This is a genomic window from Phenylobacterium ferrooxidans (assembly GCF_042714595.1).
Classification (GTDB): Bacteria; Pseudomonadota; Alphaproteobacteria; order Caulobacterales; family Caulobacteraceae; genus Phenylobacterium; species Phenylobacterium ferrooxidans.
Map to the genome: position 1 here is coordinate 19,493 of NZ_JAOTJD010000007.1, position 15,015 is coordinate 34,507.

Here is a 15,015-nt window from a genome sequence, read left to right on the forward strand (position 1 = left end):
CGTTAGACTGCCATGATGAAGTCCCTGCCCAACATCCTGTCCACCGGCCGCCTGATCCTGACGGTCCTCATGTTCGTGGCCCTGGCCGCTGCGGCGGGCGGCGTGCCCTATGTCAGCGAGAACCTGACGCCAGACACCCAGTTCGCCCTGCAACGGTTCGCCTTCTGGGCCTTCGTGATCGCCGCGGTGACCGACTATTTCGACGGCTGGCTGGCGCGCAAGTTCGACGCCGTGACGGTCTGGGGCGCGATCCTCGATCCGATCGGCGACAAGGTGCTGGTGGCGGGCGCGATCCTGGGCCTGATGGCGCTCGGCCCTCAACCGGCCGTGGTGCTGCCGGTGGGCCTGATCCTGTTCCGCGAGTTCACGGTCAGCGCCCTGCGCGAGGTCGGCGCGGGCCGGGGGATCAAGCTTCCGGTCACCCTGCTGGCCAAGTGGAAGACCACCCTGCAGCTTGTGGGCCTGGGCGCGGAGCTGCTGGTGGCCTCGTGGGCGGCGTTCCAGCTGCCGTCGGACCCGTCCATCCAGGGCCCGGTGATGATCTTCGCCCATACGGTGCTGTGGCTGGCCGCCCTGGTGACCCTGATCACCGGCTGGCAGTACTGGGACCAGACGCGCAAGGCGTTGGCCGCCTAGAGCCTGACGCGCTCTAGCTCATCGGATTGGCGGGCGGGGACGGCTCGGGCAGGGGGATGAACTCCTGGTCGTCGGCGTCGGGCAGCTTCATGCGGCCGGCGCGCCAATCGGCCTTGGCCTGCTCAATGCGCTTCTTCGACGATGAGACGAAGTTCCACTCGATGAAGCGCGGGCCCACCGGCTCGCCCCCCAGCAGCATGACGATGGCCGGCGTGACGGCGGTGAACAACACCGGCTCGCCAGGCTTGAACACGATCATCTGGCCTTCGCGGAAGGTCTGGCCCAGCACCTCGACCTCGCCGTGGGCCACATAGGCCGCGCGCTCGGGATACTCCGCCGGCAACTGCGCCTTGGCGCCGGCTTGCAGGGCCCAATGGACATAGAACATCGGCGAGTGGGTCTTGACCCGCGCCTCCGCCCCGAAGGCCTTGCCGACGATCAGCCGGGCCCACATGCCGTTTTCCTCATAGGTCGGCAGGTCGGCGACGTCGTGGTGGTAGAAGGCCGGATCGATCTCCTCCTGGCCGTCCGGCAGGGCGACCCAGGTCTGGATGCCGTCCATGCGCCCGCCATGCGCGCGGAGTTCCTCAAAGCGCTCGGAGTGGGTGATGCCGCGGCCCGCGGTCATCCAGTTCACCTCGCCGGGGTTCACCACCTGGGTGGCGCCCACCGAGTCGCGGTGGGTCATCTGGCCTTCGAACAGATAGCTGACGGTGGACAGGCCGATGTGGGGATGGGGGCGGACATCGACGCTGCGGGGGAAGCCGGCGGTGAAATCGGCCGGACCCATGTGGTCGAAGAAGATGAAGGGCCCCACCATCCGGTGGGCATGGAACGGCAGAACCCGCCCCACCTCGAACCCGCCAAGGTCCTTGCGGCGTTGTTCAATGACGAGGTCGATCATGGGAAGGAAGCCCTAGGAGTGGGCGCTCACATACGGGCTGACGAGGCCGAGCGGCGCGGCGGTCGTATTCTTCACCGATCGTATGACGATCCGGCTCTCGATGTTGGAGACCAGACCCAGGGACAGGATCTTCTCGCGCAGGAAGTCGTCGAAGGCGTGCATGTCGCGGGTCACGACCCGCAGCTCGTAGTCGGCTGAACCGGTGACGGTGGCGCACTGCACCACCTCGGCCAGCTTGGTGATGGCCTGCTCGAAGTCGTTGAGGTTGTCCTTGGTGGGAAGGCTGAGCTTGACGGTGCAGTAGACCTCGAAGCCGAGGCCCAGCAGTTCGCGATCCAGGATGGTCACGCGGCGCTGGATGATGCCGGAATCTTCCAGGCGCTTGATCCGGCGCCAGCAGGGGCTGGAGGACAATCCGACCCGCTCGGCGATCTCGGCGACGGACAGGCCGGCGTCATGCTGGATGAGATCCAGAATCTTAGCATCGACAGCGTCGAGAGCCTCAGACAAGTTTTCCTCCCACACTTGGCGCTATTGCGCGTCATTCGTGCCCCGGAACCGCTGTCAGGGGGCACGCCTTTGGCAAGCAATTGCGGCGCACTTATATGATCTTCTAACCTCGTTAGGGAACCCAAAAGGAAAGAAATTGCGATGCGGCACCAGGATGTGACGCTCGACGACAAATTTCTGCTCAGCCAGGGCCGGGTTTTCATCACCGGCGTGCAGGCCTTGTTGCGAGTTCTGATGGATCAGCGCCGCCTCGACCAGGCGGCCGGTCTGAACACCGCTGGTTTCCTCTCCGGCTATCGCGGCTCGCCATTGGGCGGGCTGGACCAGCAGGCGACGCGGGCGAAGAAGCACCTGGAAGCCTGCGAGGTGGTCTTCAAGGAAGGCCTCAACGAGGATCTGGCGGCCACCGCCGTCTGGGGCAGCCAGCAGGCCAATCTGTTCCCCGGCGCGAAGTTCGATGGGGTCTATGGCATGTGGTACGGCAAGGCCCCCGGGGTCGACCGCACCGGCGACGCCTTCAAGCACGCCAACTTCGCCGGGACCTTCCCCAAGGGGGGCGTCCTGGCCGTGGCCGGCGACGACCACACCTGCAAGTCGTCGACCCTGCCGTCGCAGTCGGAGTTCGCCTTCCAGGACTTCGAAATGCCGGTGCTGTCGCCGGCCGATGTGCAGGAGGTGCTGGACTACGGCCTGCTGGGCTACGCCATGTCGCGCTATTCCGGCCTGTGGGTCGGCCTGATCGCGCTGGCTGACACCATGGATAGCGGTGTCACCATCGACGTCGACCTGTCGCGCCACAAGTTCGTCCTGCCGGCCAACTTCGCCCTGCCGCCCGGCGGCCTGGGCATCCGGCTGAAGGACCAGCCGCTGGACAAGGAGCGCCGGCTCCGCACCCAGAAGATCCCCGCTGCGCTCGCCTTCGCCCGCGCCAACAAGATCGACCGCGTGGTGCTGCCGGCCGCCCGGCCGCGCCTGGGCATCGTCTGCCAGGGCCAGGCCTACAAGGACGTGATCGAGGCCTTCGCGGCCATGCGCATCAGCTTCGAGGAAGCGGCCAGCCTCGGCGTCTCAATCTACAAGGTCGGCATGCCCTGGCCGCTGGAGCCGCAGGGGCTCCGGGCCTTCGCCGCCGGTCTCGAGACCCTGATGGTCATCGAGCACAAGCGCCCCTTGATCGAGACCCAGGCCCGCGCCGCCCTTTACGACCTGCCGGCTCACGCCCGTCCGCGCATTATCGGCAAGACCGACGAGGTGGGCCATCCGCTGCTGTCGCAACTGGGCTCGCTGTCGGTGGCCGAGGTGGCGCTGGCCATCGCCGACCGCCTGCCGCCCGGGCCGCACATGGACCGGGTGCACGACTATCTGAGCCGGGTGTCGGCGGCCTCCATGGCCGCGGTGACCCTGGCCGCCGAACAGCAGCGCAAACCCTTCTTCTGCTCGGGCTGCCCGCACAACACCTCGACGCGACTTCCCGAGGGATCGCGGGCGCTGGCCGGCATCGGCTGTCACTACATGGCCAGCTTCTCCGATCCCCAGACTGACCTGAACAGCCACATGGGCGGCGAGGGCCTGACCTGGGTGGGCTCGGCGCCCTTCACCACCGAGGACCACGTCTTCGCCAATCTGGGGGACGGGACCTACAATCACTCCGGCTCGCTCGCGGTCCGCGCCTCGATCGCCGCCAATTCGCACATCACCTACAAGCTGCTGTTCAACGACGCCGTGGCCATGACCGGCGGCCAGCAGGCCGAGAGCGGATTCACCCCGGCCCAGATCACCCGCCAACTGGCCTCCGAAGGTATCGCCAAGACCGTCATCGTCGCCGACGATCCGGACCGCTACGCCCACGTCACCGACCTGGCGCCGGGCGTCGAGGTGAGGCCGCGGTCGGAGCTGATCGCCGTGCAGAAGATGCTGCGCGACACGCCGGGCACGACGGTCCTGCTCTATGACCAGGTCTGCGCCACCGAGAAGCGTCGCCGCCGCAAGCGCGGGTCGATGGAGACCGCCACCAAGCGGGTCTTCATCAACCCCCTGGTCTGCGAGGGCTGCGGCGACTGTTCCAAGGTCTCCAACTGCGTCTCCGTCGAGCCGCTGAACACCGAGTTCGGCCGCAAGCGGAAGATCAACCAGTCCAGCTGCAACACCGACTATTCCTGCCTCGACGGCTTCTGCCCCTCCTTCGTCACCATCGAGGGCGGCGAGAACGCCCAGGCCAAGGCCCTGCCGGCGCTCACCGCCGACTCCACGCCCCTGCCCAGCTTCGAGCCGCTGGAGGGGGTGAAGAACATCGTCTTCACCGGCATCGGCGGGACCGGCGTCACCACCGTCGCCTCGATCCTGGCCATGGCCGCCCACGTGGACGGCCGCGCCGCCTCGGTGGTGGACATGACGGGCCTGGCCCAGAAGGGCGGGGCGGTGTTCTCCCACGTCCGCATCGGCGAGCTTGAGGAGACCGTGGTCGGCGGCCGGGTGCCGGCGGCCTCGGCCCATGTGCTGATCGCCTGCGACATCCTCTCGGCGGCGGGGCCGGACGCGCTGTCGCTCTACGCCAAGGACCGCACCGTGGCCTGCGGCAATGAGGACTTCGCCCCCACCGCCGACTTCGTCACCGACCGCGACGTGCGGTTCGACGCGGGGAACATGGCCCGCCGGATCGCGGCGGCCACCAAGAGCTACGACGAATGCCCGGCGCACCACCTGGCCGAGACCCACTTCGGCGACGCCATCTACGCCAACATGATCATGGTGGGCTTCGCCTGGCAGAAGGGGCTGATCCCGATCTCCAGCCGGGCGGTCTATCGCGCCATCCGGCTGAACGGGGTCCAGGCCGAGGCCAATCTGCAGGCTTTCGAACTGGGCCGCCGGGTGGCCCACGATCCGGCTGAGCGCGGCAAGGCCGAGGCCGACGTGCCGACGCCGGAGACCATGCCGCTCGCCGAACTGATCGCGCACCGCGCCCGCGAACTGGCCGCCTATCAGAACCAGGCCTATGCCCGCCGCTACCTGACCCGGGTGGAAGACGTGGCTAAGGCCGAGGCCATCTTCGGCTCTGAGGTCCTGACCCGTTCGGTGGCGGTGAATCTCTACAAGCTGATGGCCTACAAGGACGAGTACGAGGTGGCCCGGCTCTATTCCGACGGACGGTTCGAAGCCGAGAAAAACGGGACCTTCAAGGGCGGCAAGGCCAAGGTCTGGCTCGCCCCGCCGATCATCGCGCCCAAGGACGCCAATGGCCGGCCGAAGAAGATCGCCTTCGGCGGCTGGATGCTGGACCTGGGCTTCCCGATGCTCGCCAAGCTCAAGGGCCTGCGCGGAACGGGCCTCGACCTCTTCGGCCACAGCGAGGAGCGAAAGATGGAGCGGGGGCTGATCGCGGCTTACGAGGCGGGGATCGACAAGCTGCTCGCCGGCCTCTCGGCGGAGAAGATGCCGCTCGCCGTCCAGATCGCCCAGGTCCCGCAACAGATCCGCGGCTATGGCCACATCAAGGAGGCGTCCGTCACCAAGGCCACGGCGCAGGAGACTACCCTGTGGGCGCAGTGGGCTTTGGCTTGACGAAGGGGTAGAGCGCCGCGGCGGAGGCCAGCAGCACGCCCGCGATGAGAGGCGCTCTCCAGTCGTCGGAGGCGATCCGCGCCACGAGCAGTCCAAGGCACACAACCGCGCCGGCCGCCGGGATGACGATAGGTATCTCGAAACCGCCTTTGGGCTCGTCCTTGCGCAAGGTCAGCACCACCAGGGATGCGTTGACCACGACGAAGACGCAGAGCAGCAGCAGGACCGTGGCGGAGGCGAGTTCGGCGATGTCGCCGGCCATGGCCAGGGCGATCAGCAGGACCAGCAGGATGAGGATGGCGATGTGAGGCGTGCGCCGCGTGGGATGAACCCGCGCCAGCCGCGCCGGCAGGCGTCCGTCGCGCGCCATGCCGTACAGCAGGCGCGAGGCGGTGACGTAGTTGATGAGGGCCGAGTTGGCGACGGCGAAGACGGTGATGACGACGAAGGCCCAGCCGGGGAACCAGGGCGCGGCCCGGGCCATGACGTCGGCCAGCGGGGCCTTGGCGTCGGCCAGCTCCCGCCAGGGGATGACCGAAACCGCCGTCACCGCCACGCCGATATAGAGGATGCAGGCTAGCGACATGCCGAGCACCAGCCCCAAGGGCAGGGTGCGTCGCGGGCTTTTGACCTCCTCGGCGACATTTAGCGTGTCTTCAAAGCCCACGAAGGAGAAGAAGGTGAGCACGGCGCCCTGCACCATCAGCAGCGGCGGGATGGCCAGCAGGCTGCCGCCGGACGGGGTCGCCGGGGTCTGGAACATGTCAACCGACCCCCAGTACTTCGCGCCCACGACGATGATCAGGGCCAGGCCGGCGGCCTCCACCACGCTGCAGACGACATTGGCCCACATGCTCTCGCGAATGCCGCGAAAGACGATGCCGGCCATCAGGAACAGATAGGCCACCGTCAGGACCACGACCGGTGTCTCTGACAGAAAGGGGATGCGCTGCAGGTTTAATCCGATGACCCAAGATCCCGCGGCGATCGAGGTGAGGCCTGAGCCAGCGACGGCCAGCCCCAGGACATGGGTCAGCAGGCCCCTGCCGTAGGCGCGGTGGGTGACGTAGGCCGCCCCCCCGGCCCGCGGGTAGCGGGAGCCGAGGGAGGCGTAGGACAGCCCGGTGAGCAGGGCGGCCACCATGGCCAGGAGGAATCCCAACCAGACCGCCGAGCCGAGTTCGCCCGCCGCCTTGCCGATCAGGCCATAGATGCCGGCGCCCAGCATGGAGCCTGCGGAGTAGAACACCATCTGGCCCAGACCGATGGTCCGCATGAGTTGCGGCTGGCCTGTCGGGGCGTCGGGGCTAGCGGAGTCTGTCAGGGCCATCTCCTTGCAATGGGAACGGTCAAGGTCGGTTCCCGACCGCTCCCAAGCTTTCGGCCAGGCGACCGCAACCTTATGCGGCCCGGCCCAGCACGCTGGCGGTCTCGCCTGAGGGCAGGGCGACGGCGCGTTCGGCGATCAGGGCGCGCCGCAGGTCGTGGTCCTTGTTGCGGGTGGCGGCCTCGATCAGGGTCAGGTCGATCAGGTCGCGCTGAGCGTGGCTGCCGCCGAACCGCGCTGAGCGGTTGCGGACCGTCCGCAGACGCTCAACCGCCAGGCCGTAGTTCCCGGCCCCGAAGGCGACGAGGCCCTCCATGACGGGCAGGCCGACCTCACCCGTGAAGCTGGCGTTGTCGCCGGGACCCTTGAGCGCCGCCTGCTGGGTTTCCAGCAGCGCCTGGATCGCGTCCATGCGGCCGGCGCCCACGAAGGACAGCATGGCGTGGGTGTCGTCGAAGGCGTAGGCGCCCAGGGTGTCGGCGCGGGCCTGGTAGACATCGGCCAGCTCGTTCCAGCGGTTCCCCAGATCGACGCCGCGCACCCACAGCCGCCACAGCAGGGCCGAGGCGTCCACCAGGTCGAAGGCCATGTCGGACTTCGCGCCCCAGATCGGGCCGTCATAGAGCTTCAGCACCTCGTCGACCTCGCCCAGGCCCAGGTGGAAGAGCGCCAGGTGCCACCAGTTGTGGACCGCGAAGAAGCTCTCGCGGGTCCAGGCGTCGATGTCGGCGCGCATCCAGATGATCCCGTCGGCGCGGCGGTCCTGCATCTCCAGGACGTGGGCGACGGCGTGCTGGGCCCAGCCGTTGCGCGGCTGCAGGTCGATGGCCTGGCGGCCGGCGGCTTCGGCGCGGTCATAGAGACCGGTCTCCTCCAGGCCGAAGGCGAGCATGCCGAGCACGGCGTGATAGTCGGGTCGGCCCGGGTCCCAGTAGGGGGCGGCGCGGCCGATGCGGTCGCGGAGCATGCGGCTGTCCCCGGTCAGGAAGTCCATCAGCTGGCCGGCCTGGAGACCGAGCGCGTCCTTCGGGTGAGCGATGGTGAGGTCCTCGAAGATCCGGCCGGCGGCGCGGTATTCTCCCGACAGCATCTTCTGCAGGCCAGCCAGGTGGCCCTGCTCACGGTCGTTGGCGGGCAGGGAAAGCGCCGTGGCGGCCGCCTCCACGCCCACCTGAACCGCCGCGGCGTTGGAGCCCACCAGGTGCAGGTAGGCCTTCAGCACATGGGCCATGGTGAAGGCCGGGCTGTCGGCGATGGCCGCCTCGATCAGGCCGCCGGCGTCGCCTGCGAAGCAGTGATAGGCCTCGACGGCGGCGATGTAGTTTTCGGTCGCCGCGGCGCTGGCGCCAGACAAGACAGACCCGGAAAGGTCACGATTTTGCATTTCGTTCTCCTGGCGACTGGGCGCAGAGGGGTTGTCTTCCAGATGCCGGCCTCTCGCGGTGGCGCGGTCGGGCTTGGACGCGGCGAGATTTCCCGACATCTGAGCCGCAAATCGGGGGTTTGGCGAGCGGAACGAGAGGATCGGCGGCATCCTTCTTGAAGGCTTATGCCGAGGCGATGGAGCGGGGAGCCGCGAGGTGCGGCAGCGCAACGGCCCGGCCCTGAGCCCACCCTGGCTTGGCGTCGCCCGCGGCATCGGCTACCCACCCATCCATGGCGGACTTCGATTTCGACGTGGTGGTGGTGGGCGCGGGCGCCGTGGGCCTGGCCTGCGGCTACGCCCTCACAAAGCGTGGCCTGGTGACGGCTGTGCTGGAGGCTGGCCCGATCATCGGCGAGGGGGTATCGGCGCGCAATTCCGAGGTGGTCCACGGCGGGCTCTACTATGCCTCCGGCTCGCTCAAGGCGAAGCTCTGTGTGCAGGGCCGGCGGGCCCTCTACGCCTTCTGCGACAGCCACAAGGTCGCCTATGACCGATGCGGCAAGCTGGTGGTGGCGACGACGACCGACGAGGTCGGCCGGCTGGACGCCATCCTGGAGCAGGCCCAGGCCAACGACGTCGAGGGCATGGCGCACATGACCAAGGCCCAGGTCCTGGCGCTCGAACCCGAACTGAAATGCGAAGGCGCCCTGATTTCCCCGCAGAGCGGCGTCTTCGACAGCCACGGCTACATGCTGGCCCTGCAGGGCGAGATCGAGGCGGGCGGCGGGGCTGTGGTGACCTCCACCCCCTTCGAGGGCGCGAGCCCCATCGCCGGCGGCGGCTGGTCGGTGCGGGCCGGCGGCGCAGAGCCGACGACGCTGACATGCCGCATCCTGGTGACCGCGCCGGGGTTGGCGGCCCAGGCGGTGGCCGCCGAGATCGACGGTTACCCGAAGGTGACGATCCCCGAAGGCCACTACGGCAAGGGGGTCTATTTCCGGCTGACCGGCAAGGCGCCCTTCGCCCGGCTGATCTATCCGCCGCCGATCCCGGGCGCGCTCGGCACCCACTACCGTCGCGACCTGGGCGGTCAGGCGGTGTTCGGGCCCGACCTGCAATATGTCGACAGCCTGGACTATAGCGTCGATCCGGCGCGGGCCGCCGACTTCTACAGCTATATCCGCAAGTTCTGGCCGGGCCTGCCGGACGGGGCGCTGGCGCCTGACTATGCCGGCATCCGGCCCAAGCTGCATGGGCCTGGCGAACCGCAGCCGGACTTCCGCATCGATGGGCCGCAAGCCCACGGCATGGCCGATCTGGTCACCCTCTTCGGTATCGAGAGTCCGGGGCTGACCAGCTCCTTGGCGATCGGCGAAGAGGTGGTCTCGCGGCTCAGCCTCTAACGCTGGCCGCAGGGCTTCCCATATGGAGGCGATGATCCCGCTTTCCGTTCTCGACCTCTCGCCGATCCTTCAGGGCGGCGACGCCGGCCAGTCCCTGCGCAACACGCTGGACCTCGCCCGCCACGCCGAGCGGCTCGGCTACAACCGCTACTGGCTGGCCGAGCATCACAACATGCGGGGCGTGGCCAGCGCGGCGACCGCCGTGGTCATCGCCCACGTGGCGGCAGGCACCAGCACCATCCGGGTCGGCGCCGGCGGGGTCATGCTGCCCAACCACGCGCCCCTGGTGATCGCCGAGCAGTTCGGGACCCTGGCGGCACTGCATCCCGGGCGCATCGACCTGGGCGTCGGCCGCGCGCCGGGCTCCGACCAGCTCACCGCGCGCGCCCTGCGCCGGACCCTGACCGGCGACGTCGACCAGTTCCCACAGGATGTGATGGAGCTGCTGCACTATTTCGAACCGGCCCAGCCCAACCAGGCGATCCGCGCGGTCCCCGGCGAGGGGACCCGCGTCCCGGTCTGGATCCTGGGGTCCAGCCTGTTCGGGGCGCAGCTGGCCGCGCACCTTGGCCTGCCCTTCGCCTTCGCCAGCCACTTCGCGCCCGCCCAGATGATGCAGGCCATCAACCTCTACCGGGCCCAGTTCCAGCCCTCGGAGTACCGCGACAAGCCGCATGTCATGCTGGGCCTGAACATCGTCGCCGCGCCCACCGACGAGGAGGCGCGGTTCCTGTTCACCTCGATCCAGCAGGCCTTCGTCAACCTGCGCACCGGCCAGCCCGGTCCCCTGCCGCCGCCGGTGGAGGGCTATGGCGAACGCCTCGATCCCATGGCTCAGGCGGGACTGGCCTCGGCCCTGTCGCAGGCGATCATCGGCTCGCCGGATACGGTGCGCGCGGGTCTGGCCGAGTTCGTGGCGCGGACGGGCGCCGACGAGCTGATGGTGACGTCGCAGATCTTCGACCACACCGCCCGCCTGCGCTCCTTCCAGATCGCCGCGGAGGCTCGCGACGCGTTGGCGAAGGTGGCGGCGTAAGGCGTCCACCATCCAACTGCACATCCCGGCGAAGGCCGGGATGTGCGAAGTTGAAATCAGCTCTTCGGGACCAGCTTGAGAATGCGGCCCTCGGCGCTGTCGGTGGCGAGGTAGAGGGCGCCGTCGGGGCCGACCACCACGTCGCGGATGCGTTCGTTCAGCTCGGTGGCGATGCGCTCCTCGCCCACCACCTTTTCGCCGTCGAGGGTCAGGCGGGTCACCGACTTGCCGGCCAGGCCGCCGACGAACAGGCTGCCCTTCCACTTCGGGAACAGGGCGGCGTCATAGAAGGCCAGGCCTGAGGCCGCGATCACCGGGTCCCAGTAATAGATCGGCTGCTCCATGCCCTCCTTGGCGGTGAGGCCCGCGCCGATGGGGCCGCCCTGGTACTCAATGCCGTAGGTGATGGTGGGCCAGCCATAGTCCTTGCCGGCGGCGGGGATGTTGAGCTCATCGCCGCCCCGGGCGCCGTGCTCGGTGGTCCACAGCTTGCCGGTGGCGGGGTTGAGAGCCGCGCCCTGGACGTTGCGGTGGCCGATGGACCAGATCTCGGGACGGGCGCCTGCCTTGCCGACGAACGGGTTGTCCTTGGGGATCGAGCCGTCGGCGTTGATGCGCACCAGCTTGCCGATGGCGCTGTCCATCTGCTGCGACTGCACGCGGCCCGGCAGGACCGAGCGGTCACCAAGCGTCACGAACAGCTTGCCGTCGGGGGCGAACACCAGGCGTCCGCCATAGTGTTGCACCGACTGCAGGGAGGGCGCCTGGTGATAGATCACCTGGACGTTTTCCACCTTCGCCTGGCCGTCGGAGGCCACCACCAGCTTGCCGCGGGCGACGGCGGTGTTGGTCATCTTTTCGGCCGGGCTTTCGGCATAGCTCCAGTAGATCAGGCCGTTCTTGGCGAAGGCCGGATCCACCGCCAGGCCCAGCAAACCGCCCTGGCCCTTGGCGTAGATGGCGGGCAGGCCGGCCACCGGCTCGCTCAGCGCCCCGTCGGCGCCGACGATCCGCAGGCGGCCGGGCTTCTCGCTCACCAGGATCTTGCCGTCCGGCAGGAAGGCGATCCCCCAGGGATTGGCCAGGCCCTCTGCGACCGTCTTGACCTCGTACTCGACGCCGGCCTTGACCTCCGGCGCGCGGGTCTGGCCCGCGAAGGCCGGGACCTGGTCCTTGCCGTTGGCGGGCCGCGTCTCCACCGGCGCGCCGGGCGCCGCCAGGGTCGGACCGCAGGCGGAGATCAGGGCCGCGACCGCGGCGGTGAAGAGCAGGCTACGCATGGGAGTCTCCGGGGTTTTCAGCACAATAGCACGTCAGTCAGATCGTTCCCGCTGCTTGGCGCAAGGCGTCCTCGGGGCTCGCGCCCTCAAGATGGACCAGCGACCAGACGGCGAAGAACAGCAGGGGCCATCGCTCCGCGCCGCCCCCGACGAAGGTGGCGCGGACCGCGTCCGGCGTGCGGACTCGCCGCACGGCCTCCACCTTGCCGATTCGCTCGGCGAGGTCGGCGGCGCGGGGCGCGATCCAGGCGTCCACAGGGACGGTGAAGCCCTGCTTGCGCGCCCAGGGATCGGCGGCGGGACAGACCCGCTCAAGCCACTTGCGCACCAGCCACTTGCCATAGCGTCCCCGCACCTTGAACCGGTCGGGCAGGGGGAAGGCGAAGTCGGCGACGTGGGGGTCGAGGAACGGGGTGCGGCCCTCCAGCCCATGGGCCATCAGGCAGCGGTCCAGCTTCAGCAGCAGGTCGTTCGGCAGCCAGGTGGCGATGTCGGCCCATTGCGCCTGCTGCAGCCGGGTAAGGCTCGCGGGCGCCCTTGCCTGCGCGCGCCAGCGGGCCAGGGCCTCGGCGTCATCGGGTCGCGGCTCGGCCGGACGCCCTCCCAGCCAGGCGGGGCGCAGGGCCTTGCGATAGCGGCCATAGCCGCCGAACAGCTCGTCGCCGCCCTCGCCCGTGAGCACGACCGTCAGGGTCCCCTTGGCGGCCTCGGCCAACTTGTACGTGGGCAGGGTCGCGTAGTCGGCGGTGGGGTCGTCCAGGGCCCAGGCGACCTGCGGCAGCACGCGCCAGAAGTCGGCCTCGTCGAACCGGGTCTCGCGCCAGTCGAGGTTCAGGGCCCTGGCCACCCGCTCGGCCTGGGCCCGCTCGTCCTTCGCGCCGGGCGCATCGAATCCGCAGGTGAAGGCGGTGACCGGCCGGGCGTTCAGCCGCGACATCAGGGCGGCGATGGCGGCCGAATCGATCCCGCCGGAGAGGAACAGGCCATAGGGCACGTCGGACCGCTGGTGGACGCGGACGCTGTCCTCCAGCACCGCGTCGAGCCGGTCGAGGAGCGCGGCCTCGTCGCTCTTCTGGCCGATGGGCGGCGCGGAAAGGAAGGGTCGTCGCGTCGAGGGCTGCAGTTTCCCATCGATCACCTCGACGATCTCGCCGGGCGCCAGGCGCTTCAGGCCCTTGAAGATGGTGTCGCCGGTCAGGGTGTAGTTGAAGGCCAGCAGTTCGCGGGCGCGATCCTCGTCCAGCTCCGCGTCCAGCAGGGCCGCGAAGGCGCGGGGCTCCGACGCGAAATAGACCGCGCCCTCCTGCTCCAGCACATAGAGCGGCTTGATGCCGAAGGGGTCGCGCACCAGCCAGGTGCGGCCGTCGCCGCCGATCAGGCAGAAGGCGTACATGCCCCGCAGGCGCTGGAACGCGGCCGGCCCCTCCTTGGCGTAGAGGTGCAGCAGAGGCTCGAAGTCAGAACCGGTGGAGAGCTCGTTGGCCAGCCCGAACTCGGCGGTCAGTTCGACATAGTTGTAGATCTCGCCATTGCCGATCACCGTGCCGCCCGCCGCGTGCAGGGGCTGCCAACCGCCTTCCAGGTCGATGATCGACAGGCGGGCGTGGGCCACCGAGCCGCCGCGAACCTGTTCGGTCCGCACCCCGTTGGGGCCACGATGGGTCAGGGTCTCGATCATGGGACGCGCAGACGCCGTCCCGTGCAGCACCCCGGCGATGCCGCACATCAGGCGGCTCCGTAGTCGGCGAACAGCGACCGCCATTGGGCGACGACGGCGGCCTCGGAGAACTCCGCCTCCACCCGGTTCGACCCGTTCTGCACCAGCCGGATGCGCAGCATGGGGTCGGCCAGCAACCGGCGCGTCGCATGCGCCAGCGCCTCGGCCTCATCGACCGGGACCAGCAGGCCGTCGTCGCCGTCCGCGATCAGGCCGGCCGGGCCCTGGCTGGCGGCGGCCACCACCGGCAGCCCATGGGCCCAGGCCTGGATCACCACATTGCCCAGGGGCTCGTAGCGCGAGGGGAAGACGCAGACATCGGCGGCGCGGTAGAGGGCCGAGGCGTCGGTGCGCCAGCCCAGGAACCGCACCCGGTCGGCGACGCCCAGCGCCGCGGCCATGGCCTTCAGCTTGGCCTCCTGCGGCCCGACGCCCGCGATCCACAGGAAGGCGTCGGGGATCTGGGTCAGGGCCTGCAGGGTGACGTCGTGAGCCTTGGCGTCATGCAGCCGGCCCATGGAGAGCAGCAGGGGCGCGTCGGCGGGCGTGTTGAGAGGCGCGCGGTCGGCCGGCGCGGTCTCGGGCGGGACGGCGGCGAAGTTGGGAATGCAGCGCACCTTGCCGGCCGGCCAGCCCTGGCCGACGATCCACTCGGCGATGTCCTCGGTGTTGGCCACCAGCTCGTCGAAGCCGCGATAGTATTTGAGATTGTAGTAGCCGCCGAGGCGCCCGATCCGGACCGGGCCTTTCGGCGTGTGCCGCGCGGCGCGGTTCATCCAGGCCAGGGCCAGCTTCACATCGTTGCGGCGGGCGAAGCCGGCCACCTGGGGCTTGGTCAGGATGTCGATAGGACCGCCGAACCGGAAGGTCGCGGTGGGGACGCCGGCGGCCGCCAGGGCCGCCTGCCGATTCGGGTTTGGGCGGATGGCGGCGGCCTGGCTGACGCCCGCGCGGGCGAGGCCGGACACGAGGTCGACGAAGTACGTCTCCGCGCCGCCTTCGCCGGCCGTTCCAAGGAGGTGGAGCACGCTCATATGAGCCGCAACTCTAGCCGGGCTTTGCGCCGCACCCAAGCCGCTTGAAGCGGCGAACATCCCACCCTATAACCCGCGCCTCCGCGGGTGGCCCATGGCTGGGTAGCTCAGTTGGTTAGAGCGGTGGATTCATAACCCACAGGTCGGCGGTTCGAGCCCGCCTCCAGCTACCACCCGCGGAGTTTGCTTCAGAAGACCTGACCATATAGCAGCCAAAGCCATCCAGGCGGGCGGCTTGGCGCGC

The 15,015-nt window shown here is 69.1% G+C and carries 11 protein-coding genes and 1 tRNA gene; 5 read left to right on the forward strand and 7 right to left on the reverse strand.

The window, feature by feature from the left end:
* Positions 1 to 15: 15 nt before the first annotated feature.
* Positions 16 to 636 (forward strand): CDP-diacylglycerol--glycerol-3-phosphate 3-phosphatidyltransferase, encoded by a 621-nt coding sequence (pgsA, locus tag OCL97_RS05395; RefSeq protein ID WP_377368438.1) that lies wholly within the window; start codon positions 16 to 18, stop codon positions 634 to 636.
* Between the two features lie 13 nt (positions 637 to 649).
* Here pgsA and OCL97_RS05400 read toward each other — a convergent pair whose 3' ends face one another.
* Both OCL97_RS05400 and OCL97_RS05405 read right to left on the reverse strand, forming a co-directional pair.
* Complete coding sequence (locus tag OCL97_RS05400; protein ID WP_377368290.1) at positions 650 to 1,540, reverse strand: pirin family protein; 891 nt, start codon at positions 1,538 to 1,540, stop codon at positions 650 to 652.
* A gap of 12 nt (positions 1,541 to 1,552) precedes the next feature.
* Entirely contained in the window at positions 1,553 to 2,050 is a 498-nt protein-coding gene (locus OCL97_RS05405; RefSeq protein ID WP_304775654.1) for an Lrp/AsnC family transcriptional regulator, read from the reverse strand.
* 141 nt (positions 2,051 to 2,191) lie between these two features.
* Between OCL97_RS05405 and OCL97_RS05410 the strand changes: the two genes are divergently transcribed.
* Positions 2,192 to 5,608, forward strand: coding sequence for an indolepyruvate ferredoxin oxidoreductase family protein (locus tag OCL97_RS05410; protein WP_377368292.1), 3,417 nt, complete (start codon positions 2,192 to 2,194; stop codon positions 5,606 to 5,608).
* Here OCL97_RS05410 and OCL97_RS05415 read toward each other — a convergent pair.
* Together OCL97_RS05415 and OCL97_RS05420 are read right to left on the reverse strand one after the other, a co-directional pair.
* Entirely contained in the window at positions 5,577 to 6,938 is a 1,362-nt protein-coding gene (locus OCL97_RS05415) for an APC family permease (protein ID WP_377368294.1), read from the reverse strand. The two genes, OCL97_RS05410 and OCL97_RS05415, sit on opposite strands and share 32 nt — an antisense overlap.
* Positions 6,939 to 7,008: 70 nt before the next feature.
* Entirely contained in the window at positions 7,009 to 8,319 is a 1,311-nt protein-coding gene (locus OCL97_RS05420) for a tetratricopeptide repeat protein (RefSeq protein ID WP_377368296.1), read from the reverse strand.
* A 272-nt stretch (positions 8,320 to 8,591) separates the two neighbouring features.
* Here OCL97_RS05420 and OCL97_RS05425 point away from each other — a divergent pair, with 272 nt between their 5' ends.
* Positions 8,592 to 9,704 (forward strand): NAD(P)/FAD-dependent oxidoreductase, encoded by a 1,113-nt coding sequence (locus OCL97_RS05425; RefSeq protein ID WP_377368298.1) that lies wholly within the window; start codon positions 8,592 to 8,594, stop codon positions 9,702 to 9,704.
* Between the two features lie 31 nt (positions 9,705 to 9,735).
* Positions 9,736 to 10,740 (forward strand): LLM class flavin-dependent oxidoreductase, encoded by a 1,005-nt coding sequence (locus OCL97_RS05430; RefSeq protein ID WP_377368300.1) that lies wholly within the window; start codon positions 9,736 to 9,738, stop codon positions 10,738 to 10,740.
* Between the two features lie 56 nt (positions 10,741 to 10,796).
* Here the strand turns inward: OCL97_RS05430 and OCL97_RS05435 are convergent, their stop codons facing one another.
* Genes OCL97_RS05435 through OCL97_RS05445 form a run of 3 tightly spaced genes read right to left on the reverse strand, consistent with a single transcriptional unit; the run spans position 10,797 to position 14,771 of the window.
* Positions 10,797 to 12,020, reverse strand: a complete 1,224-nt coding sequence (locus OCL97_RS05435) for a PQQ-dependent sugar dehydrogenase (protein ID WP_377368302.1) — start codon at positions 12,018 to 12,020, stop codon at positions 10,797 to 10,799.
* 37 nt (positions 12,021 to 12,057) lie between these two features.
* Positions 12,058 to 13,746 (reverse strand): asparagine synthase (glutamine-hydrolyzing), encoded by a 1,689-nt coding sequence (asnB, locus tag OCL97_RS05440; RefSeq protein ID WP_377368304.1) that lies wholly within the window; start codon positions 13,744 to 13,746, stop codon positions 12,058 to 12,060.
* Positions 13,746 to 14,771 carry a glycosyltransferase gene (locus OCL97_RS05445; protein WP_377368306.1) on the reverse strand — a complete coding sequence of 342 codons (1,026 nt, stop codon included), beginning with the start codon at positions 14,769 to 14,771 and terminating at the stop codon, positions 13,746 to 13,748. The genes asnB and OCL97_RS05445 overlap by 1 nt, the downstream gene beginning before the upstream one ends.
* Before the next feature lie 96 nt (positions 14,772 to 14,867).
* On the opposite strand from OCL97_RS05445, the gene OCL97_RS05450 reads away from it, so the two are divergent.
* Positions 14,868 to 14,944 (forward strand) — tRNA-Met (locus OCL97_RS05450).
* Positions 14,945 to 15,015 lie beyond the last annotated feature (71 nt).

What these genes read in the sequence shown, in the direction of transcription:
- pgsA (WP_377368438.1), top strand. Translation starts at nt 16, where the DNA reads ATGAAGTCCCTGCCCAACATCCTGTCCACCGGCCGCCTGATCCTGACG.
- OCL97_RS05400 (WP_377368290.1), bottom strand. Translation starts at nt 1,540, where the DNA reads ATGATCGACCTCGTCATTGAACAACGCCGCAAGGACCTTGGCGGGTTC.
- OCL97_RS05410 (WP_377368292.1), top strand. Translation starts at nt 2,192, where the DNA reads ATGCGGCACCAGGATGTGACGCTCGACGACAAATTTCTGCTCAGCCAG.
- OCL97_RS05415 (WP_377368294.1), bottom strand. Translation starts at nt 6,938, where the DNA reads ATGGCCCTGACAGACTCCGCTAGCCCCGACGCCCCGACAGGCCAGCCG.
- OCL97_RS05420 (WP_377368296.1), bottom strand. Translation starts at nt 8,319, where the DNA reads ATGCAAAATCGTGACCTTTCCGGGTCTGTCTTGTCTGGCGCCAGCGCC.
- OCL97_RS05425 (WP_377368298.1), top strand. Translation starts at nt 8,592, where the DNA reads ATGGCGGACTTCGATTTCGACGTGGTGGTGGTGGGCGCGGGCGCCGTG.
- OCL97_RS05430 (WP_377368300.1), top strand. Translation starts at nt 9,736, where the DNA reads ATGATCCCGCTTTCCGTTCTCGACCTCTCGCCGATCCTTCAGGGCGGC.
- OCL97_RS05435 (WP_377368302.1), bottom strand. Translation starts at nt 12,020, where the DNA reads ATGCGTAGCCTGCTCTTCACCGCCGCGGTCGCGGCCCTGATCTCCGCC.
- asnB (WP_377368304.1), bottom strand. Translation starts at nt 13,746, where the DNA reads ATGTGCGGCATCGCCGGGGTGCTGCACGGGACGGCGTCTGCGCGTCCC.
- OCL97_RS05445 (WP_377368306.1), bottom strand. Translation starts at nt 14,771, where the DNA reads ATGAGCGTGCTCCACCTCCTTGGAACGGCCGGCGAAGGCGGCGCGGAG.